Below are 25,492 nucleotides of genomic sequence, written 5' to 3'. Positions count from 1 at the left end.
GAAGTATCTGAAGCACCGGCTTGATTGTGCGCATGATGAATTTCCAGCGTCAGTCACCGGCGTAGACTGGCAAATATCCAGGGGCCAAAAATGGAAATCGGTATCGACAGTTTTGCAGCCATCCTTCCGGATCCGATCTCCGGCAAGCTTCCTTCTGCGACCGAGCGTATGGCCGAACTTATCGAGGAGGTCGTCGTCGCGGACCGCGTTGGGCTCGATGTTTTCGGCATAGGCGAGCATCATCGCGGGGAGTTTCTCGACTCCGCACCGACTGTCATCCTGGCCGCAGCCGCGGCCCGGACCAGCCGGATCAGATTGACGAGCGCGGTGACCGTTCTGAGCGCCGCCGACCCGGTGCGGGTTTTTCAGGAATTCGCAACTCTCGATCTGATCTCTAAAGGCCGTGCGGAGGTTGTTGTCGGCCGAGGTTCGTTCGTTGAGGCCTACCCGCTCTTCGGTCTGGACACACGCGACTATGACGACCTTTTTGCGGAGAAGCTCGATCTGTATCTCAAGCTTGGCGAGGCGACAAAAATTACATGGGAAGGTCGCTTCCGTCCGGCTCTCAACGGACAAGGTGTTTTCCCGCGTCCTCATCAACCACAGCTCCCAGTATGGATCGGCGTAGGTGGAACGCCGCAATCCTTCGTTCGGGCCGGTGCGCTTGGCCTTCCGCTGATGATCGCGATCATCGGCGGGAGCTACGAGCGCTTCCGTCCGCTTGTCGATCTCTATCGCGAAGCGGGCAAGCGTGCAGGGCACAGCACCGAGACGCTCAAGGTCGGCGTGCATGCAATGGGCTTCGTCGGCGAAACCAGTACGGCAGCGAAGGATGCCTTCTTCCCCGGATGGGCGCATCTGACGACGAAGATCGGTCGCGAACGCGGCTGGTCACCGCCGACGCGCCAGCAGTTCGAAGGCATGACAGGTCCGCAGGGCGCATTCCTGGTCGGTGACCCGAAGACGGTCGCAGCCAAGATGCTGCAGGCCAGTGAGACGCTTGGCGGCGTTTCGCGCATCACCTTCCAAATGAGCACAGCCTCTCTCGACACGGCAGCGATGAAGACATCGATCGAACTTCTCGGCACTGAAGTCGCGCCAATCGTGAGGGCAGCGCGATAGGCATGGAGGCCAGGCTGTATCGCGAAGCGGGGAACGCCAAATGGACATCGAGGATCTGCGGACATTTGTCGAAGTTGCCGATGCCGGGGGCGTTTCTCCCGCGGCACGTCGACTGGGGATCTCCAAGTCAATGGTCAGTCGGCGCCTCATCCGGCTTGAGGAAGCGCTCGGTATCCAGCTTCTTGCGCGCACGACCCGTGGTGCTGGGCTGACGGAAGCCGGGAGCACGTTTCGCGATTATGCGGCAAGGATCTGCGCCGAGATCGACATCGCGCGAGAAACGATACTGCCCTCCGGTGACCTTCGCGGGCGCTTGCGGGTCGCCGTCCCGTTAACATCGGGCCCGGTGCATTTTGCGCCCGTGCTTGCGGAGATGGCGCGCCACCACCCACAGCTTCAAATCCACGCTGAATACAGCGATCGGTTCGTCGATCTGATCGCGGACGGCTTCGACTGCGCGATCCGGGTCGGCGCCCTGCGCGACTCTAACCTGATCGCAAGGCGCGTTGGTCAGATTTACGGCAGGCTGGTGGCGAGTCCGGATTATATCAGGACGCATGGCTCACCTGAAAAGCCGGACGAAATCGCCGTTCATCAATCCCTGATCGGTGCTGAGGCGTGGCGGTTCATGGATGGCGACAAGATCGTCACCGTGCAGCCGCAGGGTCGCTTCAGTTCCGACAACGGCGCGGCGCTCGCCAGCGCGGCGGCAGCAGGGCTTGGTTTAGCGTGGCTTCCCGATTGTGTGACCCATGAATATCTTGCGGCCGGCGCACTCGTTCCGGTCATGACCCGCTATCCCCTACCAGTGGGTGGGGTCTACGTCGTGCGGCCACCCAGCCCGCACCCGGCGCGAAAAGTGCGCATCCTCTCGGAGTTCCTGATCGAAGCATTCGAAAGAAATCCGCATTTGTAGGGTCTGCGTGTTGACACATCGACTGCGTGTTCCGCTTTTTGCGACACAGCTCACCGCGCCGCGCAACTAGTCGCGGGCGCGCTCACCCGTTAGTCACTTGGGGCCATGCAACGACCCTGGGCTCTACGGAGGCACGAGATCGTCAACGGATGAGGTGAAGGCGCATGAGTTGGAACCCTGCAATCGAACCAGGCTGTCCTGACGAGGTCGGCATCGACGCGATCGAGACCCTAATCGTTCCCCGGGCCCGGGACCTTGGCGGCTTCGAGGTTCGGCGCGCCTTGCCGGCGCCGAAGCGGCAGATGGTGGGACCGTTCATTTTCTTCGACCAGGCTGGCCCGGCCGAGCTGTTGACCGGCCAGGGCATCGATGTTCGGCCCCACCCTCATATCGGTCTTGGCACGGTCACCTATCTGTATCGCGGTGACTTTCACCACCGTGACAGCACCGGGGCTGACCAGATCATCCGTCCCGGTGAGTTGAACTGGATGGTGGCAGGGCGAGGTGTTTCCCATTCCGAGCGGACATCCGCAGCGGCGCGGACAGGGCCGAACGGCTTGTTCGGGATCCAGACCTGGCTGGCTTTGCCGGAAGCCCACGAGGACATGGCGCCGATGTTCGAACACCACGGCAAGGAGACGCTGCCGATGATCGAGGACCACGGTGTGTCGGTGAGGCTCATTCTCGGGAACGCCTATGGCAAGTTCGCTCCCGCGACCATGTTTTCCGAGACATTCTATGCCGATGTTAGGCTTGAGGCAGGCGCTCGCCTGCCGATGCCGGACAATCATGAGGACCGGGGCATCTACATTGTCGAAGGCTCGATCTCGATCGCCGGCCGGGAGTTCGAAGCACCCCAGATGATGGTGTTTCGTCCTGGCGACAGGATCACGGTCGCAGCTGGCGAAAAAGGCGCGCGACTGATGATCTTAGGCGGGGCGACACTTTCCGGCCCACGTTACATCTGGTGGAACTTCGTCGCCTCATCCAGGGAGCGTATCGAGGAAGCCAAGGCTGAATGGCGGGCACAGAACTGGGGCGAGGGGCGCTTCGATCTTCCGGTCGACGACCGGGATGAGCACATCCCGCTTCCAGAGTGATGAGGAGCGCAGAATTAGCATGCCATGTTTACGCAGCGCTACAAAAAGGGGCCAATGCGGTTCTCGGCAACCAGAAGCTTAAGTAGGGGTTCGGGGTGCTCGGAGATCGCAAGTTAAGATTAAATCCTGCTCCCGCAACCATCTTTGCTGGCGTCGATTGCAAGTTATGATCGACGCCGGTCCCCGCAACCATCTTTACTTGCTCGGGGCGCAAGTGAAGATTAGATCCTGCCCCCGCAACCAAACAAACTTGCAAACTTTGCCAGGCAAGTCGTTTCTGATCGAACTCCTCCAGATAGCTTTGGAGGAGTTCTTCTTGTTTGGCCTCCGTGTCGAGCTTACCGGCAGCCGGCTTCTCCAGATAGCTGGCGATATGTCCGTGCACTTCCAGCGTTGCCCGCTGGTTATCCGGCATCTTGGCGACCACCACCTTCCGGACGCTCCTGCTGGATTCGATCATCAGGCCGATGACATTGGACGTCCCCTGGCGCAGGCTGCGTCCGGACTGATTTGCCACGTAGCCGAATTCCTCGGTGGCCGGGAGGACCCGCTTGCGCGTTTCCTCATTGACATCGGCCTTGCCGTTCAGCGCGCGGGATACGGACCCGATCGAAATGTCGAGATGCTTGGCAAGCTGTCGGATCCCTTTCATCCGCGGCGATCGTCCTCCCCGATCAAAATGCGTGAAGCCTCCTTATTGCCATAGGAAAATGTTCCCGGAATGCGGATCAGGCCTCAATCTTGAAACTGATGGAAGTGGATGACCTGCGAATCCTGTTCGGCAAGGATGATCGAATAAAGCGGCGGCTCGAAGCAGTTTGAGGTCTGAGGCGACACGAAATCCAACGCGGTCTGATGGTTGGTGCTGCACAGGATCGTGAAGGGGATACCGTGCCACTTGCCGGTCACGAGCCGGTGCAGGTGTCCGGCAAAGATATGCCTGACATCGCCGTGGCTTTTCAGCAGGTCGAAAAAGGCATCCCGTTCGGCAAGCCCGATGCTGTCTAGTGCCGGCAGATGCACCTTTGCCGGCGGATGGTGCAAGAAAAGATAGACCGCGCGGCCGTTCGCCTCTTTAAGCTGTTCCTTGAGCCAGCCGAGCCGCACCGGGCATAGCCGTCCCGTCACCTTGCCGTCGTCCAGCGTATCCAGCGTGATGACCCGGTCGTCTGGCAGATCGATTGCAGCCTGCACGAAGCCGTTGGGCGCGACCTGCTGCGGAAACACCTCCGCGAAATTCGTGCCACTGTAATTGACGCGCAAACAGCCATCGGAGTTTCGTTTTGATCACCGTGCCATAGAGCAACGGCTACTCGTCATCCGAAACTTCCCGAATGCAATCGGTTTGGTCTGTTGGAATTTTTTCGTCGCTCGGGTGGTACGACAGTTCGAACTTGCCTGCGTCGGCCAGCGCAATGATCTCAGCACGGTTCTCCCGGTAGCGGAAAGAAGTGGGTGGAAAATCGTCCCGAGACCGAACGTGTGGACTCTGCTGCTCGGACGCGGCACACGTGCCCGCTAAGGGGGCAGGCGCTCCGGCGGCGACCGATACGAAGGCCCCGGTCGGTGCCTCGGCCGGTGCGGCGGATGCAACGTACACCCCGAGACAGATCACATATATCCCGATCGGGAATGCTAGACCGACTAATGGGGACTTCTGGTCTTCATCCTCATAGCGCTTCATTTGAATGCTCCTGAAAGAAGAGGTGCGACCGGGCTTTCAAAAGGTTGCGATCGGCGATCGAACGCTACTGGCTCTGCTCGCGCTGCGTAATTGTCCTTCTGTATAGGCTCACCCGTGAAAGTCACGGCTGACCCGAGGTTTCATGATCGGGAACCCCGGCGTGGCAGGCGCTCGGACTCGCTGAATCGAGCACCCTGAGGGCAACTCGGCGTGGAGGTTCGCCGCGTCCTATGGGTCGCAGATCATCTGGTCGAGCACGGCGTTCTCGCAGATCTGCGATATGTGATCGCCTTGACCGCTGGACGGCGGCGGACCCGATGGTGCACCTTCCGTCATCAATGATAGCCGCAATGGTAGCCGCGCGGACTAGAACGCGGAGACGGAGCCGCCCATCTGACAACGGGCTTAACATCGGGCAGGCCAAGGTCCCCTAATGGTCGCCCACGGAGTCGGTTCCCGACCTGGGGAGGGCGAAGAGGTTGGCCGCACACCCCGATGGCAACGGCGATAAGGCGGCACTCGCTCGTCAGCCTGCTCAGTGGCGGTCAGGGGACATTCTACCAGCATCTGACATTGTCAGAGCCTTGATCGAGGATGCAGCACAGATCGTGGCGCACAGCCGGGCACTGCAGCGGCCGCTCGACAAAGGCTTTGAGGGGACGCCGTCGGTGTGTTTCTGAGGGGAACATTCAAGGCGTCGTGGCACATGAACTACGATGTTGTGGCATCTGCTACATCATTCCGGGAAATTGTGCGCACGAATCGATGGTCGTCGCAGCAGCCCTTCGTGGGATGGGACAGGTGGTTCGACAATCACCAGCATGTTGCCGGGAAGAGGACGCTTCAGGTGATTGACCTTGTCCCACGATCCCCTGAGCCACAGATCGACCTCTTCCGGGGTCGTCAGGATTGCAGGCATCGCCTTGAAATGAAATCGGAGCGACGATCTCCTTGCGTCAGAAACCGAACAGCTCAAATTCACGCTCGCAATCGCGGACGCGCCGAACGCCTAGATGACCGCATAGGCGAACAAGATGCCAATAATGACAATCGCGACGAGTCCGATCATGAAGCAGAAATCGGCAAACACCTCAAGCTTTTGGCTAAGTGCCGCCTTCTCCTCGTATCGCAACGATAGATAAGATGTTACCGAACTGACGAGGAAGATTACGGCGGCAAGAGCTGCGTACTCGTCGACGTGGCTCGGCCCGGCTTTTATCTCCTTCACCTTAACAAGGCCGATCAGCGTCATGCAAATGCCGATCATCGTGCTCGAAGTTGGCAGAATATGATGCGACAGAGGACTTCTTACGCGTGGGTCTTTGCCGGACATCTGAGCTCCAACTTCGCCGAGGGAATTTGGCTTCCGCATAGCGGCATTTTCACTTGGCGGGCCTTATCGTGCAACGATCTGTCACAGGCTATTGGCGAGCTGAAGCTTCCATAGGCATCATCCGGCTGCCAGCGTTGCAATTCCTGTCGATTTTGAGCGCGTCGGCTCGCTGGACGTGATGCAGTTTTCGGAGACGGCAAAGAGAACCGACCCGCAAGATACGTGGTGCTTCGCGGCGAGTTCGAGTATCGCCTAAGGTACCGTTCAGCTTGGATTTTCCAGGCTGAACATCTCGGAGTGCTCGTCATAGGCGAAGACTTCGGCATACCGCCCCCAGGATATCACGGTCTTTAAGGTTTCATCCGCATTGGCTTCCGACATGTAGTCCTCGAGCTCGTTCCGGAAGCGGGTGGCTGGTGCTGTATGGGAAGGCCGCTCGTCGATGACCCGCTGGATCAAGCTGACCAGGGGAACGTAGGCGGACAGGAGATCAGCGAAGAGCTTCTTGCGTCCGTCCGTGTCCAGATGTGCGAAACGCCTGCCGACGTCCGTCAGCACGAGAGCGCCCTGGTCGAGCTCGGCGAAGCGCAGCAGTTGCAGAGCCTCGCCGAGATGAAAGGGTTCATCGGCTTTGAGGTGAAGGGTACTTGCAAGGACAGGCAGGGCGGCCCGTCCGTCGTAAGGCGGTGCCGCGAGCGCCTCGATCAAGCCCGACAGCACGTTGGTCGAAACATGATCGAGGATCATCCCGACGCCGGTTCCTTGGATGCCCTCCACCGAGGGAGCGCGAGGCCCGGCGCGCTCGGTCATCAGGGCATAGATGCCGTCCACGAGCTGACGGAAGCTTGGGTCGAGCCGATTGCGCGGATGTCGAAGATCGACCTTGATTTCCGAGGCGACCCGCCCCGGATTTGACGAGAACACCAGGATGCGGTCGCACATCAGCACCGCCTCCTCGATGTTGTGGGTCACGATCAGAACCGATTTTATGGGAAGACGTCCCTCGATCCAGAGATCGATCAAGTCCGTGCGCAGCGTTTCGGCGGTCAGCACGTCAAGCGCCGAGAACGGTTCGTCCATCAGCATAAGGTCGGGATGGACGACGAGCGCGCGGGCAAACCCCACACGCTGGCGCATGCCACCCGACAGTTCCTTGGGATAGGCGTTCTCGAACCCGTCGAGGCCGATGAGGTCGATGGCGGCCAGAGCGCGGGAACGGCGCTCGGCACGGTCCACCCCCTGAGCTTCGAGCCCCAGTTCCACATTCTGAAGCACCGTCAGCCAGGGAAAGAGCGCGAAGGATTGGAACACCATGGAAATCCCCATGGGCGGTCCGTCGATGGGTGCGCCACGGCATTGGGCATTTCCGGCGGAAGGTGTGATGAGGCCCGCGATGATGCGGAGGAGCGTCGACTTGCCCGAACCAGAGCGGCCAAGCAGACCGACGATCTCACCCTCGCGGATGCGGAGATCGACATTTTCCAGGACGACGACCTCACCGCCGCTGCCCTTCGGAAACGATCGGCAGACCTGGCGGAGGTCGATAAGCTCATTCGTTACAAAGTTGTTCGACATGAAACTGCTTCCTGATCAGCCGAGGCGGAGGCGACGCTCACCGAAGGCGTAGAGCGGCCTCCAGAGCAGGCGATTGAAAAGCGTGACGAAACCGCACATGACGGCGATGCCAAGCACGACGCGTGGAAAGTCCCCTGCCGCTGTCGCGTTCGCGATGTAGGAGCCGAGCCCGCTCGCCGTGAGCTGGGTGCTGCCCCAGCTCGCTACTTCCGCCACGATGCTGGCGTTCCACGAGCCGCCCGATGCGGTGATCGCGCCCGAGACGTAGTAGGGGAAGATACCCGGCAGAATGACCTTGAACCACCATTGCCGACCGCCGAGATGGAGGCTGCGTGCAGCCTCCATGAGATCGCTTGGAAAGGCGCTGGCTCCGGCGATGACGTTGAACAGGATGTACCATTGCGTTCCAAGGACCATCAGCGGGCTCAGCCAGATCTCGGTGTTGAGCCCGAAATCAACGATAAGCACAACGAACGCGGGAAAGGCGATGTTGGCGGGAAAGGCAGCTAGGAACTGCGCCAGCGGCTGGACACGTTCCGCCAGCTTAGGGCGCAGGCCGATCCAGACCCCGACGGGTACCCATACGAGCGTTGCCAGAACCATCAGCACGATGACGCGTGTAAGCGTGAAGAACCCATCGACGAATGCAGTTCCGACGTCGGACAGCGTCAGCGTCTTCTTGAGATAATCCACCAACTGCCAGGCGATGAATGCCGATCCGCAAATGATGAACGCCAGCCAGACCCTGTCGATCATCGGCGACGGCCGCGTATCACGGTGTCTAGGAGCAAGTTTGAGCAGTCGTGGAATCGGTAACGCCGGAATAGTGCGCACCATCTTTCCGACGTAGGTGGCCAGGTTGCGCAGGGCCTGGGTGCGGCGGAAGAGATCGAGCATCCAGGACGTAGGCGCGTCGCCGGAGGCTGTCTGCTCGAAGCGAAACCTGTCCGCCCAGGCGACCAGAGGCCGGAAAAGGAACTGGTCGTAGATGATGATCACCGCGAGCATCGTCACGATCGCATAGGTGACAGCAGTCAGGTTCTGCTCCTTGATCGCGTAGGCAACGTAGGAACCGACGCCCGGCAGCGTGACGGTCGTGTCGCCGACCGTGATCGCTTCCGACGCCACCACGAAGAACCATCCGCCCGACATCGACATCATGGCATTCCAGACGAGTCCGGGCGTAGCGAACGGAACGTCGAGCCGCCAGAAACGTTGCCAGCCGCTGAGGTGGAAGCTCTGCGTCGCCTCGTCAAGGTCCTTGGGAACGTTGCGCAGCGACTGATACATGCTGAAGGTCATGTTCCAGGCCTGGCTGGTGAAAATCGCAAAGACTGACGCGAGTTCGGCACCGAGAACCTGGCCAGGAAAGAGGTTCATGAAGAAAATGACCGTGAAGGTTAGGAAGCCCAGAATGGGTACCGACTGCAGGATGTCGAGAATCGGTATCATCACCATCTCGGCGCGCCGGCACTTGGCGGCAAGTGCGGCGTAGGCGAAGGTGAACAGGAGCGAGAATACCATCGCCGCCAGCATCCGCAGCATAGTCCGCAAAGCATAGAACGGCAGATGTGACGGATCGAGGGAGAGAGGTTCTGTGTTGAGGACGGAGATCGGCATCGCCGTTTCGCTCGCGCCATAGGCAACGAGAACAAGCATGCCGATCACAAGCACCAGGGCAATGACGTCCCAGACGTTTGGCAAAACCGTCCAGCCGAGAGCTGGAGGTGAAATACGCTTATGAGCCGCCATAACCTGCCCCTACTCGCCGGGAACAACCTTGAGGGACGGCTTTCGGCGCGGCCTCGGGAACCAGCTGTTCAGCCTGTCGAGATAGAGATACACGACCGGTGTCGTGTAAAGAGTCATTGCCTGGCTGAGGATGAGACCGCCAACGATCGCATATCCCAGTGGCTGGCGAAGTTCCGAGCCCGTCCCATGTCCGAGCATAAGCGGCACACCGGCGAGGAGAGCGGACATGGTCGTCATCATGATCGGCCTGAAGCGAAGAAGACATGCGCGACGGATAGCATCCTCTGGGCTCAGCCCTTGATCGCGTTCCGCCGCGATCGCGAAATCCACGATCATGATGCCGTTTTTCTTGACGATGCCGATCAGGAGGATCACCCCGAGCAAGGCGACCACGGTGAAATCGAAACCGAAGCATTGCAGCATGATGAGGGCGCCAAGACCGGCCGAGGGCAACGTCGAGAGGATTGTCAGCGGATGGATATAGCTCTCATAGAGCATGCCGAGAATGAGGTAAATCACCATTAGCGCGGCAAGCACGAGCATCGGCTCGCTTGCCAATGAATCCTGGAACGCCTGAGCATTGCCCTGGAACCTGCCGGTCAACGTCGGAGGCGTGTTGATAGCAGCCTGGGCCTGCTGTATTGCCGAGACGGCCTGGCTGAGCGCCACTCCCTTTGCCAGGTTGAACGACAAGGTGACTGAGGGGAACTGGGCCTGGTGATTGACCGCCAGGACGCTGGTCGGTTGTGTCGTCTGCTTGACGAGCAGGCTCAGAGGCACCTGTTCACCGGTAAGCGGCGATCTGATATAGAGTTGATTGAGCGCAAGGGGTGAACTCTGCGCATCCGGCGAGACCTCCAGGACGACGTGATAACTGTTGAGATCAGTGAAATATTGCGTCACCTGCCGCTGGCCGAACGCATCGTCGAGGGTATCGTCGATAAGCTCCGGTGATATGCCGAAACGTGAGGCTTGGTCGCGGTCGATGGTGAGCGTCACGGTCGCTCCATCATTCTCCTGGTCGCTAGCCACATCTGTCAGCTCAGGCAAGGTCTTCGTCTTGGCCAGCAGCTTCGGCGCCCATTCATTGAGCTCATCGACATTGCCATCCTGCAATGTGTATTGGAATTGCGCGCGTGCGATTCGCCCCCCGACCGTGACGTCCTGCGCCGGCTGAAGAAAAAGCGCCGCGCCTTCAACCTGTGCAAGCTTTGGACGCAACCGGTTGATGACCTCGCTCGCGGACGCGTCCCGCTGGTCCTCGGGCTTGAGCGTGATGAACATCCGTCCGTTGTTCAGCGGTTGGCCACCGCTCGCCCCCACGGCGATGCCGACGGCGGCGACTGCAGGATCGCTAGAGACGATGCGGGCAAGCGCCAGCTGGTGCTTTGCCATCTCGGCAAAGGACGTATCCTGCGCTGCCTCTGACAAACCGAGGATAAGGCCATTGTCCTGTATCGGGAAGAACCCTTTCGGGATTGTCACGAACAGGTAGCCGGTAGCGACTATGGAGGCGATGAAGATCGCAAATGTCACCCGGTAGTAGCGCAGCGCCAGATCGAGCGAGCGCCGGTAGCCGTTCAGCATGGCGTCAAAGACCCGTTCCGAGGCCATGTAGAGCCGGCCGTGGTGCATGTGGCTCTCCTCTTTTAAGCAACGGGCGCACATCATCGGCGTCAGCGTCAGGGAAACGAATGCCGAAACCGCGATCGTCATCGTTATGGTAATCGCCAGCTCGCGAAACAGCCTGCCGACGATTCCGCCCATCAAGAGAAGCGGGATAAAGACGGCAATCAGCGACAGACTGATGGATATGATGGTGAAACCGATTTCGCTGGAGCCGTCGATGGCCGCCTGCATCGCCGACTTGCCCTCCTCCATGTGCCGGTGAATGTTCTCAAGCATGACGATGGCGTCGTCGACGACAAAGCCCACGGAGATGGCAAGACCCATCAGGGAGAGATTGTCGAGGCTGAAATTCAGCACATACATGAGCCCGAACGTGCCGACGAGAGCAAGCGGCACCGTGATGCTCGGGATCACCGTCGGCCAGAAATTGCGCAGGAAGAGGAAGATCACCATCACCACCAGCACGATGGTGATCATCAGCGTCTGTTCGACGTCCTTGACCGAGGCCCGGATGGTCGTGGTGCGGTCGCTGAGGATGGAGACATGCAGGGCGCGCGGGGCCGTCGCCTGCAAGGCCGGCAGCATTGCCTTAATCTTGTCGACGGTATCGATGACGTTTGCGCCGGGAAGCTTGAAGATCGGCAACAGGATTGCCGGCTTGCCGTTCGCCCAAGCCTGCAGCTGCGTGTTTTCGGGACCGTCGATCGCCTTGCCGATATCGCTCACCCTGACCGGTGCGCTATTGTGATAGGCGACGATCGCATCATTCCAGGGTCCGGCCTCGAGGATCTGGTCGTTGTCGTAGACGGTATAGGTATGGTTCGGTGCCTGTATCTCCCCTTTCGGACCATTCGACGTATTGGCGTCGATAGCGGTACGAATATCTTCGAGCGAGAGACCGAGCGCCGCGATCTTGTTCGGATCGACCTGGATCCGCACCGCCGGTTTCTGTTGGCCGAAAATCGAAACCTGCGCCACGCCCGAAACCTCGCTGATTCGTTGGGCCAGAACGTTTTCGGCATAGTCATCGACTTTCGTCAGGGGCAGTGTGTCGGAGGTCATTGCCAAAGTGAGTATAGGAGAGTCGGCGGGGTTCACCTTGCGATAGGTCGGCGGCGCCGGAAGGTCCGTCGGCAACTGGCCCGCGGCGGCATTGATGGCAGTCTGCACATCCTGGGCAGCGCCGTCTATGTTGCGGTTGAGATCGAACTGCAGCGTGATGGCGCTGCTTCCCTGCGTGCTGACGGATGTCATTTCGGTGACGCCGGGAATCTCGCCGAATTGGTGTTCGAGAGGCTGGGTCACGGAGGAAGCCATCGTCTGCGGGCTTGCGCCCGGAAGCTGGGTGGTGACCGCGATGGTGGGAAAGTCAACTTCGGGCAGCGGCGCCACTGGCAGGAGCGGATAGGCAGCTATGCCGATGGCAAGCACGCCGACCATGAGGAGCGACGTGGCAATCGGACGCTCGATGAACCGCGAAGAAATCGACATTTGTTTTCAACCTTTTTGGCTGGCGGCTGTCAACTGTTTGATGTCATCCTGGGCGACGACCTTTATACCGGGTTCGAGGCGGTACTGACCGGATGTCACCACACGCTCCCCCGGGGTCAGTCCGGTTGCCACGCTTGCGCGGCCGTTCGCGACCTGTCCTATCGTTACCGGCCGCGCCTCCACGGTGTTGTCGGCCTTTACGACGTAGACGAAGAAGCCGGCCGGACCCCTCTGCACGGCGGAGGAGGACACCGTAGTGGCATCATGTTGCAGCTGCTGACGTACGCGCAGCTCAACGAATTGACCCGGCCACAGGGTTTCACTTTTGTTGGGGAAGCTGGACTTCAGGCGAACGGTGCCGGTGGTCTGATCGATCTCGTTATCGATCAAAGTCAATGTTCCATCACCGAGTTTGGTGCCATCCTTCGTCAACGCGGTGACCGCGACTGTGCCGCCGTTCAATGCGGCCTGTAATCCCGGAAGGTCGTCCTCGGGCAGAGTCGATATCACCGAAATCGGCTGGGTCTGCGTGATAACGACCAATCCGGTCGTATCAGTGGCGTGCACAATATTGCCCTGATCGACCAGCCGAATGCCGGTGCGCCCATCCAGAGGAGACGTGATCTGCGTATACGATAGCTGCGTGGCCGCATCGCTTTTTGCAGCCTGGTCCTGCTCCACCTGCGCCGCCAGCTGGTTATAAGTGGCGCGCTGGTTGTCCAGCGTCTGCTGCGTGATGCTCTGGCCAACGATTTTTACGTCCCGATCGAGGGTCACTTTGGCATTCGCAAGATTGACCTGGTCCTGGTTGAGCTTGGCCAGAGCCTCGTTATACGTATCCTGGAACGGACGGGGGTCGACTACCGCCAGAACATCGCCTTTCCTAACCGCCTGGCCTTCCCGGAAGCGGACGTCCTGCAATGTTCCGTCGACCTGGGTTTTTACGGTTACGGTGTTGAAAGCCTGGACCGTTCCGAGCCCCGAAAGGTAAATCGGAACGTCCGTCCTCATGACCGTTTCGACATGCACGGGAACTGCCGGGTCCGGCGGCGGAATGGCGGCAATGGTCTGATCGTCATGTCTGAACCACAGTGTGCCGGCGCCGGTGACCGCCAACAAAAGGACAAGAAGGCCGGAACCAGTACGGCTCGCGGGGTGGCGGGGTTTTTTGGAAAGTTCTGGTTCGGCCATGGCAAAGCCTACCTTTAGGCTGTTGGACAACGGATATCTTTTGGTCGGCACGGGGAAGAAGCTTTGGTGCCCGCCTTTCGCCGGGCCGCCGCAACGGCTGGCATCGGCTTTCGGCACCACAGCGATCTCACGGGTCAGAGGCGCCTTTTTGCAGGCGCAGCAGATAGGGCAATCGGCCGCGGAATGTGCGCACCCATCGACGATCATGCTCGGCCGTGCGTGGGTAAGGATGATTGGCACAAGCAAGTGGTTGAGGTGCACCAACTAGGGCGTTGCCCTCCGCCAGAGAGATGCGGTGCTGGATGCCCGCGTGCTTGATGAGGACGTTGGAGCCAAAGTCCTCCAGCGGATGAAGACGGCCGGTACGTCTCGTTCTTTGGGCCCGCCTATGTCGTTGACGAATGTCTGAAGGCAGGGGTGATCGTGCTCGGCGCGGTCGAGCTTCTACCCGGCTGCGACCGTTGACTATGACGGAGCTGCCGCCGGCGATGAGGACAATAGCGGAGTGGGGATTGATGGCGGTTGGCATGACAACCTCGAAGGCATGGGGCAGCTATTGAAGCCCGCGCTGAGACGACATCTGTCATCAACGCGATTTCCGGCCGCAGGTCGAAATACATTCACGAGCTGGGCCTGCGTTTAACCTCAACCTGCTCTTTGCTCTCGACTGCGAGAAGCCGTGTGGGGGGCGTTAGATTGGGCGACGTCCATGCTGTTGAAGGTTTCTTGCACGATCCGGGTATTTGCACTGCGGATGTTCCTTTGGCGCATACTTGCTGCATCCGGCGTCTGACTAGCAACTCCAAGTCTGACATATCCATCACCTCATCGATCCAGCGCGAGAGAAGTCTCGCTCTCAATGAGATCAGAGACAAGTTACAGTTTTTTCATGGTCTTGGTGGGCGATCGATTGTTGATAGAACTTGCGCAATAATCTTTTTGAGTTCGCCATCTCATCTGTCCTGCCCGCACCGGTATATTGACGTTCTCGAGCGCGGTATCGGCGGAGCGCCGCCTCGCGATGTGGAAGTATCGCATTGGTGCGGCGTCTGACGGACTCAGTCGCGCCTTCAGAAGCTCGTTGAAACGGCGCCCGGTGCGGTTCATCCCTCGTTGAGTCAGCGCGAGCGTTACTAGGCTCAGGCTAGTTGCCTCAAACATTGTCTCGTTTTTCAATAACCGCTCGTCGGGATCTCCGAACCCTCCGAGCGAGGCTTACCGATTATTAACGGGACACGCCGCGCCACTAATGCTCAAATAATGCATCGCATCATCTTCGGACACACTCCGAGCGCAGGGATGCGATGGCCGTCACGAAAGCTTTCTTATCGCGGAACGGTTCCTCTACAAATGTCCCCGGTGCGATCAATCGGTGGAGCAATAAGCAAATGGTTCGAAAGCGCCGCGCTTCAAGTCGGCCGACGATGAGATCGATGGTGAGTTATGGACCAGTCGTTGAAGCATCTCAAGGAGGCAGAGTTTCCCGGAGCGCCACAGACCATGGCGCAAAAATTACGCAAACGCGCGACGTCGCTCACCGTTCTGGTGGCGCTGCTGCTGATCGGAGCGCTGGTCTGGTGGACCCGGCAAGGTGGTGAGCCGGAGCCGGCGAGCAATAGGCGCACGGCCGGGGCGATGTCGATCGTCCCCGAAGTTGTCGGCAGGAGCGACATCGCCATCAATCTCAACGCGCTTGGCGCGGTCACCTCGCTTGCGACGGTCACCGTCAAAGCTCAGAGCAGTGGCTATTTGATGAAGATCGATTTCAAGGAAGGGCAGGAAGTCAAGAAAGGCGATCTGCTCGCGGAAATCGATCCGCGGCCCTACGAGGCCGCCCTCGCACAGGCAACCGGAAATCTGACGCGCGACGAAGCACTGCTGAATGGTGCGCAGGTCGATCTTACCCGCTATCGAGGTTTGGCGGCGCAGAACGCCATTCCGCACCAAACGCTGGACACCCAGGTGGCCTTGGTAGCGCAGGACCAAGGTACGGTGGAAGCCGACCGCGCCGCGGTCAAGGCCGCCGAAGTGAATCTGCAATATTGCCAGATCCTGTCGCCGCTCGATGGCCGAGTTGGACTGCGCCAGGTGGATCAGGGCAACTATGTCACGCCGGGCGATCCTAACGGCCTCGTTGTCATCACTCAGCTGCAGCCTATCAGCGTGCTGTTCACGTTGCCCGAGGACAATCTGCAGGCGATTTCCAAGCGGCTGGAGGCCGGCGCGACGCTGCCCGCGACCGCCTATGATCGCAGCGGCGCCAACAGTCTCGCCGATGGCATCCTGCAAACCTTTGATAGCCAGATCGATCCCACCACTGGGACGATCAAGCTGCGGGCGCAATTCCCTAACGATACCAGAAACCTGTATCCGAACCAGTTCGTGAACATCCGACTGCTGGTCGACACTCACAAGGACGTTGTTGTAGTGCCGACCGCAGGCGTTCTGCGCGGTGTTCCCGGACCTTACGTTTATCTCATCAATGCGGACAACACCGTGTCGGTCCGCAAGGTCAGTCTTGGGGTGACGGACGGTGACCATATCGAGGTCCTATCTGGACTGGCACCGGGCGACCGAATCGTGGTCGACGGTGCCGACAAGCTGCGCGACGGCGCCAGAATCAACGTGCGAACGGAAGCCGATGTCAGCAAGTCGCCCGACCACGACGGGTCCGACGGCAAGAAGCGCTCGGAAAGCGGAAAAAAGCAATGAATCCGTCGCAGCCGTTCATACTGCGGCCGGTAGCAACCACGCTGCTGATGATCGCAGTCATGCTATCCGGCATGGTCGCATTTCGATTCTTGCCAGTCGCAGCGTTGCCGGAAGTGGACTATCCAACCATCCAGGTGCAGACCTTCTATCCTGGCGCAAGCCCAGATGTGATGACATCGTCAGTCACCGCCCCCCTGGAGGTGCAGTTGGGGCAGATGCCCAACCTCAACGAGATGAGTTCGGTAAGTTCGGCCGGGGCATCGGTCATCACACTCCAGTTTGGCTTGAGTATTTCGCTCGATGTCGCTGAACAGGAGGTGCAGGCCGCTATCAATGCGGCAGGCAATCTATTGCCCGCAGATCTGCCAGCGCCGCCGATCTATGCCAAAGTGAATCCCGCCGATGCGCCGATTCTGACACTTGGGTTGACGTCTGCCACGATGCCGCTCACGCAGGTGGAGGACTTCGTCGACACCCGTCTGGCGCAGAAGATCTCCCAGCTTCCCGGCGTCGGACTTGTCAACATCAGCGGTGGCCAGCGGCCGGCGGTACGCGTCCGGGCCGATATCCGCAAACTCGCGGCCTACGGCCTCAACATCGACGACCTGCGCACGACCCTCGGCAACGCCAATTCCAATTCGCCGAAGGGAAATTTCGATGGGCCGATGCGCGCCTACACCATCAATGCCAATGATCAGATCCGGAATGCCGCCGACTACAAGTCGCTCGTCATCGCCTACAAGAACGGCTCGCCGGTCCGATTAAGCGATATCGGCGACGTCGTCGACGGCCCCCAGAACGACAAGCTCGGCGCCTGGATGAACAAGACGCCCGCCATTATCCTGAACATTCAGCGACAGCCCGGCGCCAACGTCATTTCCGTGGTCGACGGGATCAAGGCGCTGTTGCCACAACTGCAGGCCACTCTGCCTGCCGCGGTCGATGTTACCGTTCTCACCGACAGAACGACCACCATCCGCGCCTCTGTGCAGGACGTGGAATACGAACTGGTGCTCGCCGTCATCCTGGTGGTGCTGGTGATCTTCGCGTTCCTGCGCAGCGCGCGCGCAACCCTGATCCCGAGCCTATCGGTCCCGCTGTCGCTGGTCGGGACGCTCGGCTGCATGTACCTGTTCGGATTCACCCTGAACAATCTGTCCCTGATGGCTCTCACAATCGCCACCGGTTTCGTGGTCGATGACGCCATCGTGGTGATCGAGAACATCTCCCGCTACGTCGAGGACGGCGTCCCGCCGCTGCAGGCCGCGCTTCGCGGCTCCGAGCAGATCGGCTTCACCATCATCTCGCTCACGGTATCCCTGATAGCGGTACTGATTCCGCTGTTGTTCATGGGTGACGTGGTCGGCCGGCTGTTCCGGGAGTTCGCCGTCACCCTGTCGGTCACGATTCTCATTTCCGCGGTGGTCTCGCTCACGCTTGTGCCGATGGCCTGCGCCAAATTGTTGAAGCACGCAGGCGAGGCCCACGAGAATGCGTTCCAGCGCTATAGCCGTCGGGCGTTTGGCGGCATCATCGCGACCTACGGCCGCGTGCTCAACTGGATGCTCGACCGCCAGACCTTCGTCCTGTTGGTGGCATTGGCGACATTCGCACTGACGGGTCTGCTGTATGTCGTCATTGCCAAGGGATTCTTTCCGCTGCAGGACACTGGAGTCATTCAGGCGATTTCTGAGGCTCCGCAGTCGGTGTCCTATGCCACCATGGCGGAGCGGCAGCAGCAGCTCGCTGGCGTGATCCTCCAGGATCCGGATGTTGAGAGCTTGTCCTCGTTTATCGGCGTCGACGGCACAAACACCACCGCCAACAACGGCCGAATTCTGATCAATCTGAAACCGCGCGATCAGCGTAAGTCCGATATCACGACCGTCATGCAGCGCTTGAAGAGCAGCACCGGATCGCTGGGTGGCATCACGCTTTATATGCAGCCGGTTCAGGATTTGACCATCGAGGGAACGGTCAGCCGTACGCAGTATCAGTTCATTCTTCAGGATGCTGATTCGGCGCAGCTCGCCCAATGGACGCCGAAGTTAGTCGAAAGGCTGCGCCAACTCCCGGAACTGGCGGACGTCACCAGCGATGCCTCCGAGCATGGCCTGTCCGTCTTCGTCGACGTCGACCGCGATCAGGCGGCGCGGTTTGGCATTACGCCGGCGACGATCGACAACGCACTTTACGATTCATACGGCCAGCGCATCGTCTCCACGATCTTCACCAACTCCAATCAGTATCGCGTTATCCTCGAGGCGGATCCCTCCCAGCAGAGATCGCTGCAGTCGCTATCGGCAATTTATCTTCCATCCTCCGTCGGCACTGCGCTAGTGCCGCTGTCCGTCGTCGCCACGATGCGCGAGGAAACAGCGCCGCTGCAGGTGTCGCATCTCGGACAGTTTCCGGCATCCACCATATCCTTCAACCTGGCGCCGGGCGCCTCGCTCGGTGAGGCCATGACCGCGATCAAGCAGGCGCAAGCGGACATCGGTCTGCCGCAGAGCGTGATCAGCAGCTTCCAGGGTGCAGCGCAGGCGTTCCAGGCGTCTTTATCCAATCAACTTTTGCTGATCCTCGCCGCAATTGTCACCGTGTACATCGTGCTGGGTGTGCTCTATGAGAGCTTCATCCACCCCTTGACCATTCTGTCAACATTACCGTCGGCCGGCATAGGCGCGCTACTGGCGCTGATGGCCGCGGGCGACGATCTGACGATCGTCGCGATCATCGGCGTCATCCTGCTGATCGGCATCGTGAAGAAGAATGCCATCATGATGATCGACTTTGCGCTCAATGCCGAGCGCAACGAGGGCAAATCTCCGCGAGAAGCGATCCATCAGGCGTGCCTGCTGCGGTTCCGTCCGATCCTCATGACTACACTGGCTGCGGTGCTCGGCGCGTTGCCGCTGATACTGGGGCCAGGCGCAGGCTCCGAACTGCGGCATCCGCTCGGCATCACCATTGTCGGTGGTCTGCTGGTCAGCCAGTTGCTGACGCTGTTCACGACGCCGGTAATCTATCTCTGGTTCGACCGGCTCGCAGCGCGCTTTTCCGCGCCGTCGGCCGAGATGGGCCGGGCGGGCGAGGGGAACTGAGGACGTGAGCCTGTCGACCCCCTTCATTCGCCGGCCCGTAGCCACGACGCTTCTGACATTAGGATTAGCGGTTGCGGGAGCCATCGCATTTCTCAAGCTGCCGGTATCGCCGTTGCCGGACGTCGATTTCCCGACCATTTCGGTGCAGGCAATATTGCCCGGCGGGAGCCCTCAGGACGTGGCAACCACGGTCGCCAGTCCGCTAGAGCGGCATCTCGGTCAAATTGCCGATGTTACCGAAATGACCTCATCGAGCTCGGTGGGCTCCACGCGCATCAATCTGCAGTTCGGCCTCAATCGGGACATTAATGGCGCCGCACGCGACGTTCAGGCTGCCATCAACGCGGCGCGCGCCGATTTGCCGGTGAGCCTGCGCGCCAATCCCACCTACCGCAAGGTCAACCCGGCAGACGCCCCGATCCTGATCCTGAGCCTAACATCCGATACTCTGAGGCGCGGCATGCTCTATGATGCCGCCTCCACGGTCTTGGCGCAGAAGCTGTCCCAGGTCGAGGGGGTAGGCGAGGTCATCGTAGGCGGGGGTTCGCTGCCCGCGGTCAGAGTCGAACTCATTCCTCAGGCGCTCTACAAATACGGCATCGGTCTGGAGGACGTGCGCGCGGCGCTCGCTAGCGCCAATGCGCACAGCCCAAAAGGTGCAATCGATGTCGGGCCGCAGCGATATCAGATTTATGCCAACGATCAGGCCATCCGATCGGAGGATTACAAGTCGCTGATCATTGCCTACCGCAACGGGGCCGCGGTGCGCCTTGCGGACGTCGGCGAAGTTACGGACTCAGTCGAGAATCTCCGAAACGACGGCCTCGCCAACGGCAAGCCGTCCATCCTGGTAACTCTATTCAGGCAACCCGGCGCCAACATCATCGGCATCGTCGACCGCGTGAAGGCGCAGCTGCCACAGCTGCGCGCCTCTGTTTCTCCCGCGATCGATATCGACGTCGCCGTCGACCGCTCGACGACCATCCGGTCGTCGCTACGGGATGTCGAGCGCACGCTGATCATCGCCATCTTGCTGGTGATCATGGTGGTGTTCGCATTCCTGCGAAGCTGGCTGGCCACCCTCGTGCCTGTAGTGGCCGTCTCGGTCTCGCTGGTCGCAACCTTCGCGGCCATGTACCTCATGGGCTACAGCCTCGACAATCTCTCGCTGATGGCGCTCACGGTGGCGACCGGCTTCGTCGTGGACGACGCCATTGTCGTGCTCGAAAACGTCACGCGCCATATCGAGGCGGGAATGTCACGATTGGACGCCGCGCTGGTCGGCGCGAAGGAGGTCGGTTTCACTGTGCTGTCGATGAGCGTGTCGCTCATTGCGGTTTTCATCCCTGTCCTGTTGATGGGCGGTATCATTGGCCGGCTGTTTCGAGAATTTGCCGTCACCATCTCGGTCGCAATACTGATCTCATTGGCGGTTTCGCTTTCGACCACGCCTATGATGTGCGCGGTATTGCTCCGCAAGGATCATGGCCCGCATGGACGGATATATCAGGCGGGCGAGCGCTACTTTGAAGCATTGCTGAACGGCTACCGCCGGACCCTTGCCGTTGCGTTGCGCCATCCGCGATCGGTGATGCTGATCCTGGCTGCAGTCCTGGGCCTGAATTTTTATCTCTACGATATCATCCCGAAGGGGTTCTTTCCGCAGCAGGATACCGGACGGCTGGTCGGGTCGATCCAGGCAGATCAGAGCATTTCGTTTCAATTGATGCAGCAGAAGCTCGCGCAATTCGTCTCCATCGTCAAAAAGGATCCCGCAGTCGAGACGGTAGTCGGCTTCACTGGCAACGGGCAGACCAACTCCGGCAATGTCTTTGTGTCATTGCGGCCGCTCATCGAGCGCAAGATCTCCGCCGATCGGGTCATTGGCCGTCTGCGGCGAGAGCTCGCCGTGGTGCCGGGGGCCACGCTGTTTCTGCAGGCTGTGCAGGATATTCGCGCCGGCGGGCGCTCCAGCAATGCGCAGTATCAGTACACACTGCAGGGCTCGACGTTCGAAGAGCTCAATGAATGGAGCCCGAAGATCGCGGCCGCGCTTCAGAGCGTGCCGGTTCTCGCCGACGTCAACAGCGATCAGCAGAACAAGGGACTCGAATCCGACCTGGTGATCGATCGGGACACCGCTGCCAGGCTTGGGATCACGGTCAACCAAATCGACAATACGCTCTATGACGCGTTTGGGCAGCGCCAGGTCTCGACCATCTACGCCGCCCGCAATCAGTACCACGTCATCATGGAGGTTGCGCCGCGGTTTTGGCAAAATCCCGAGACGCTGAAGGATGTTTACGTCAGCGCGGCGGGTGGCTCGGTCGGCGGGTCGCAGGCGACCAATGCGGTGGCGGGTACTTTCGTGGCCGCGGGGCAAGCGTCCTCGATCAACACGGTTGCCGCGGATGAAGAACGCAATCTCGCCACCAATTCGATTGGCGCCACCGGCCGCAGCGCCTCGTCAACCGGCTCGGCGGTCAGTACCGACCAAGAGCCGATGGTTCCGTTGTCGGGCGTTGCTCATTTCGCGCAAGGATCAACTCCGCTCGCCGTTAACCATCAGGGCCTGCTGGTCGCGAACACGATCTCGTTCAACCTTGCGCCCAATGTCTCGCTGAGCATGGCCGTTGCCGCGATCGAGGCGACGATGAACCGGATCGGCGTACCGGCGACGATCCATGGTTCCTTTCAGGGCACCGCCAAGGTTTTCCAGGATTCGCTCAGAAATCAGCCCTATCTTATCTTGGCTGCGATGGTGACGATCTACATCGTGCTCGGCATTCTTTACGAAAGTTTCTTCCACCCGGTCACGATTCTCTCGACCTTGCCGTCTGCGGGCGTCGGTGCGCTACTGGCGTTGATGGCGTTCCACACCGAGTTCAGCATCATGGCCTTGATCGGCGTCATCCTGCTGATCGGCATTGTGAAGAAGAATGCGATCATGATGATCGATTTCGCGCTCGACGCAGAGCGCACGCGGGGGCTAACGTCCGTCGAAGCGATCTACGAAGCCTGTTTGCTGCGCTTCAGGCCGATCATGATGACGACTGCGGCCGCCTTGCTAGGCGCGGTGCCGCTTGTGATCGGCACGGGGGAGGGCAGCGAGTTGCGGCGGCCGCTCGGCATCGCGATCGTTGGCGGCCTCATCCTCAGCCAGATCCTGACGCTTTATACAACACCGGTAATTTATCTGTATGTGGACCGATTGAGGCTTTGGTGTCGGCGCGCCAGCGTAACGCCGTCCGCGAGCGGCTCGGCATTTCCACCGGGCGAATGATGGCGTGCGGGGCGGTTCAAAATGCTGGCATTGCGGTCTTCTCAAGGGGATTTGAGACCTTTGGATACAACTCAATTTTTACAGCTCAGAAGGGCACCAGATGCGTTACATTTCGTTGAAGTCGCTGTCTTTTGCCACCAGGCCCGCTCTCGCCGCGCTTGTGTTAGGCACGGGAATGTCCGGCTGCACTCTCGCCACCGAGCATCCCGAACTCGGTCTTAATATCCCCGACAAATATCGCGAGCAACAGACGCGCGCGCCCGATGCCGCCGTTCCGGCGCTGGAGTGGTGGCGGGGTTTTCGCTCCCAAGAGCTGACTTCGCTGATGGAGGACGCGCAGACCCGTAATCTCGATGTCGCGGCCGCCATCGCCCAGATCGCCCAAGCGGACGCCCAGGTCGGGGTTTCGGGGGCTGCGCTGCTGCCGACAGTCACCGGAACGGCGATGGCAGAGCGGGTCCGTGACCCAGGAGGTGCCGGCATGTCTTCGCAGTTCAATCTAGGGCTCACCGGGAGTTATATGGTCGATTTTTGGGGAAAGAACCGCGCCTCGCTCTATGCCGCCGAAGAAAGTGCAACCGTCGCTCGCTACAATCGCGAAGTGGTGACGCTGACGACGATGGTGACGGTCGCGAACACTTATTTCCAGATTTTGGCCGCCCAGGATCAATTGCGCATCGCCCGCCATGATCTTGGCGCGGCCGAGCGCATCCTTGGTCTCATCAAGCAGCAGTTCAACGCCGGAACAGCATCGCAACTTGATCTGTCGCAGCAGGAGGCGCTGGTGTCGACGCAGCGTGCATCGATTCCTCCGCTCGAGGTGACGTTGCGGCAGAACATCGCGGCGTTAGCTGTGCTGGTGGCGCGTGCGCCTGTCAATTTTAAGGTGCTCGGCGGATCGACCACGCAAATCGCCGTTCCGCGCGTCACTCCGGGCTTGCCATCGGAACTGCTCAACCAGCGCCCGGATATTCGGCAGGCCGAGGCACAGCTTGCCTCCTCCAACTTCAGTGTGGAAGCGGCGCGCGCGGCGTTCTTCCCGCAAATCCCGTTGACGGGTCAAACCGGCTTCCAAAGTGCGGCGCTCGCGTCGCTGTTCGGGCCGGGGGCCTGGTTCTACACTCTTGCTGCAAACATGACGCAGCCGATCTTCGATGGCTTCCTGCTGGAGAGCCAGCTCAAGCAGGCAAAGGGCGTGCAGCTGGAGAACCTGCAGGCCTATCGCAAGGCCGTACTGTCGGCATTCGCCGACGTCGAAAAAGCGCTGGTTGCCCTTCAGCAATTCACCCTGCAGGAGGGGTTGCAAACCAAAGTCGTTACCAGTTCCCGCCGGGCCTTCGACGTAGCGGAAACCCAGTTGCGCGCCGGCACCGTCAATCAGATCACCGTATTGCAGACGCAGCAGACGCTCTTTACCGCCGAGAATACCTTGGTGCAGGTGCGGCTGTCGAAGCTGCTGGCGGTCAGCAGCCTATTTCAGGCTTTGGGTGGCGGTTGGACGCCGCAGAAGGCGCTGCCGTCGTTGCAGCCATCAACGCCCGCGAATGTTCCGTCGTAGATCTTCGCCAGTGCCCGATGGGCGGCCTGGCCATTCCAGCGCAACACGTCCGGATCCCTGCGCGAATTCCACGACGGTAGTGCTGACACCGGATGTCATCTTGTTCATGTATCGGTTCAATGCTGGTTCGCGGAAGGCCATACGCACCGGACTGCAATGCAGCAGTTTCGTCAACTTGATCCTAGTCCAGCCGACTTGTTGCAATAAGGCGGCGCCTATATACGACACGTTCTGCGGCACGCGAGTTATCGCGACGAAGTTGGCCGGATTGCGGAATGTCCAGTGCCGGAAAGATTATCTTTTATTAATTACACCTCGCGACGGCAAGGCGCTAGGCTCTATGCAGGCCGAGAACCGCCGGCGATGGATGACCACCGTGACGCGACGGAACTGGACGACCTGCCAGCAGGAGGACGACAAGAAGTCGGCCTCCACATTTCAGGAGATGCAAAAAATGCGCTCTTTGATCGTTACAACGGCGCTCACCGCCATCCTCATGTCTGCCCCTCTCGCAGCCGCTTATGCCGCTCCCGCGGGTTCTGCTTCCCACGATTCACATGACTCGCGCGCCGGCGGGTTTGACCATCGCGATCATTGGGATGATCGCGATCATTGGTATCAACACGAGTTCCACCACGACGACCCCCTTGTGGATCCGATCCCCCTCTTCGTCTCGGACACCCGGTTGGACACGGTCCTCGGCGAGATCCATGCCGTCGATGGTCGTATCGTGGCTGACCACCGGCGTGGGCTGCTCAGCCCCGCGGAAGTTCGGGATCTCCGTTCGGAGGAAGCCATGGTCCGCAATGAAGCCCTCCAGGCGGCTCGGAACGATGGCATGTTACCCGTCCAACGCTATCACGTGATACAGCGTCAGATTGCCAATCTCGATGCAACAGTCTCACGTGACACACGCGCCTGATCACTTGCTTCCGGTTGGACTGGAATGTTGCCCGTTTGACTCGTGTTAAATTGTCGAACGGGATGTCATGAAAAACCGGCAACGATGCGTGCTAGCCTCTGGTTTCTTGCACTAAAAAGA

15 protein-coding genes and 1 pseudogene are annotated in these 25,492 nt (G+C 59.9%); 8 read left to right on the top strand and 8 right to left on the bottom strand.

Going from position 1 to position 25,492, the window contains the following annotated elements; genetic code table 11:
- Positions 1-90 precede the first annotated feature (90 nt).
- From ISN39_RS15085 to ISN39_RS15075, 3 genes are all read left to right on the top strand, one after another.
- On the top strand, positions 91-1,122 hold the full coding sequence (locus tag ISN39_RS15085) for an LLM class flavin-dependent oxidoreductase (protein ID WP_194728075.1): 1,032 nt from the start codon (positions 91-93) through the stop codon (positions 1,120-1,122).
- Positions 1,123-1,162: 40 nt separating this feature from the next.
- Positions 1,163-2,038 (top strand): LysR family transcriptional regulator, encoded by an 876-nt coding sequence (locus tag ISN39_RS15080; RefSeq protein ID WP_194728074.1) that lies wholly within the window; start codon positions 1,163-1,165, stop codon positions 2,036-2,038.
- 164 nt (positions 2,039-2,202) lie between these two features.
- Complete coding sequence (locus ISN39_RS15075; protein ID WP_194728073.1) at positions 2,203-3,138, top strand: pirin family protein; 936 nt, start codon at positions 2,203-2,205, stop codon at positions 3,136-3,138.
- A gap of 442 nt (positions 3,139-3,580) precedes the next feature.
- Here ISN39_RS15075 and ISN39_RS15070 read toward each other — a convergent pair.
- The 8 genes and pseudogenes from ISN39_RS15070 to ISN39_RS15035 all read right to left on the bottom strand — a co-directional run.
- Positions 3,581-3,790: pseudogene (locus tag ISN39_RS15070) on the bottom strand (LacI family DNA-binding transcriptional regulator); the annotation flags it as partial.
- Between the two features lie 83 nt (positions 3,791-3,873).
- Complete coding sequence (locus tag ISN39_RS15065; RefSeq protein WP_194728072.1) at positions 3,874-4,401, bottom strand: hypothetical protein; 528 nt, start codon at positions 4,399-4,401, stop codon at positions 3,874-3,876.
- A gap of 46 nt (positions 4,402-4,447) precedes the next feature.
- Positions 4,448-4,822, bottom strand: a complete 375-nt coding sequence (locus ISN39_RS15060; RefSeq protein WP_194728071.1) for a hypothetical protein — start codon at positions 4,820-4,822, stop codon at positions 4,448-4,450.
- Between the two features lie 1,009 nt (positions 4,823-5,831).
- Positions 5,832-6,155 (bottom strand): hypothetical protein, encoded by a 324-nt coding sequence (locus ISN39_RS15055; protein ID WP_194728070.1) that lies wholly within the window; start codon positions 6,153-6,155, stop codon positions 5,832-5,834.
- Positions 6,156-6,419: 264 nt separating this feature from the next.
- Positions 6,420-7,730 (bottom strand): nitrate/sulfonate/bicarbonate ABC transporter ATP-binding protein, encoded by a 1,311-nt coding sequence (locus tag ISN39_RS15050; protein ID WP_194728069.1) that lies wholly within the window; start codon positions 7,728-7,730, stop codon positions 6,420-6,422.
- A gap of 15 nt (positions 7,731-7,745) precedes the next feature.
- A complete protein-coding gene (locus ISN39_RS15045) occupies positions 7,746-9,482 on the bottom strand; it encodes an ABC transporter permease subunit (RefSeq protein WP_194728068.1) in 1,737 nt (578 codons plus the stop codon).
- Between the two features lie 9 nt (positions 9,483-9,491).
- Positions 9,492-12,602: an efflux RND transporter permease subunit gene (locus tag ISN39_RS15040; protein WP_194728067.1), complete on the bottom strand. Its 3,111-nt coding sequence runs from the start codon at positions 12,600-12,602 to the stop codon at positions 9,492-9,494.
- 6 nt (positions 12,603-12,608) lie between these two features.
- Positions 12,609-14,000, bottom strand: a complete 1,392-nt coding sequence (locus tag ISN39_RS15035) for an efflux RND transporter periplasmic adaptor subunit (protein ID WP_246763234.1) — start codon at positions 13,998-14,000, stop codon at positions 12,609-12,611.
- Between the two features lie 1,248 nt (positions 14,001-15,248).
- Here ISN39_RS15035 and ISN39_RS15030 point away from each other — a divergent pair.
- From ISN39_RS15030 to ISN39_RS15010, 5 genes are all read left to right on the top strand, one after another.
- Positions 15,249-16,505, top strand: coding sequence for an efflux RND transporter periplasmic adaptor subunit (locus ISN39_RS15030; RefSeq protein ID WP_246763233.1), 1,257 nt, complete (start codon positions 15,249-15,251; stop codon positions 16,503-16,505).
- Complete coding sequence (locus ISN39_RS15025) at positions 16,502-19,609, top strand: MdtB/MuxB family multidrug efflux RND transporter permease subunit (RefSeq protein ID WP_194728065.1); 3,108 nt, start codon at positions 16,502-16,504, stop codon at positions 19,607-19,609. Before ISN39_RS15030 ends, ISN39_RS15025 begins: the two co-directional genes overlap by 4 nt.
- 4 nt (positions 19,610-19,613) lie before the next feature.
- Positions 19,614-22,892, top strand: coding sequence for an efflux RND transporter permease subunit (locus ISN39_RS15020; RefSeq protein WP_194728064.1), 3,279 nt, complete (start codon positions 19,614-19,616; stop codon positions 22,890-22,892).
- 100 nt (positions 22,893-22,992) lie between these two features.
- Positions 22,993-24,450 carry an efflux transporter outer membrane subunit gene (locus ISN39_RS15015; protein WP_194728063.1) on the top strand — a complete coding sequence of 486 codons (1,458 nt, stop codon included), beginning with the start codon at positions 22,993-22,995 and terminating at the stop codon, positions 24,448-24,450.
- Between the two features lie 100 nt (positions 24,451-24,550).
- Positions 24,551-25,372, top strand: coding sequence for a hypothetical protein (locus ISN39_RS15010; RefSeq protein WP_194728062.1), 822 nt, complete (start codon positions 24,551-24,553; stop codon positions 25,370-25,372).
- Positions 25,373-25,492: the final 120 nt, after the last annotated feature.

Origin of the sequence: Rhizobium sp. 007 (assembly GCF_015353075.1) — a bacterium.
In the GTDB taxonomy this organism is placed as follows: Bacteria; Pseudomonadota; Alphaproteobacteria; order Rhizobiales; family Rhizobiaceae; genus Rhizobium.
Note: the sequence above shows the minus strand (reverse complement) of the source record. Positions and strands in the feature narration are given on the sequence as shown.

Excerpts from the sequence above, each read along its gene's own strand:
- ISN39_RS15085 (WP_194728075.1), top strand. The coding sequence starts at position 91 with ATGGAAATCGGTATCGACAGTTTTGCAGCCATCCTTCCGGATCCGATC.
- ISN39_RS15080 (WP_194728074.1), top strand. The coding sequence starts at position 1,163 with ATGGACATCGAGGATCTGCGGACATTTGTCGAAGTTGCCGATGCCGGG.
- ISN39_RS15075 (WP_194728073.1), top strand. The coding sequence starts at position 2,203 with ATGAGTTGGAACCCTGCAATCGAACCAGGCTGTCCTGACGAGGTCGGC.
- ISN39_RS15060 (WP_194728071.1), bottom strand. The coding sequence starts at position 4,822 with ATGAAGCGCTATGAGGATGAAGACCAGAAGTCCCCATTAGTCGGTCTA.
- ISN39_RS15055 (WP_194728070.1), bottom strand. The coding sequence starts at position 6,155 with ATGTCCGGCAAAGACCCACGCGTAAGAAGTCCTCTGTCGCATCATATT.
- ISN39_RS15050 (WP_194728069.1), bottom strand. The coding sequence starts at position 7,730 with ATGTCGAACAACTTTGTAACGAATGAGCTTATCGACCTCCGCCAGGTC.
- ISN39_RS15045 (WP_194728068.1), bottom strand. The coding sequence starts at position 9,482 with ATGGCGGCTCATAAGCGTATTTCACCTCCAGCTCTCGGCTGGACGGTT.
- ISN39_RS15040 (WP_194728067.1), bottom strand. The coding sequence starts at position 12,602 with ATGTCGATTTCTTCGCGGTTCATCGAGCGTCCGATTGCCACGTCGCTC.
- ISN39_RS15035 (WP_246763234.1), bottom strand. The coding sequence starts at position 14,000 with ATGATCGTCGATGGGTGCGCACATTCCGCGGCCGATTGCCCTATCTGC.
- ISN39_RS15025 (WP_194728065.1), top strand. The coding sequence starts at position 16,502 with ATGAATCCGTCGCAGCCGTTCATACTGCGGCCGGTAGCAACCACGCTG.
- ISN39_RS15015 (WP_194728063.1), top strand. The coding sequence starts at position 22,993 with ATGCGTTACATTTCGTTGAAGTCGCTGTCTTTTGCCACCAGGCCCGCT.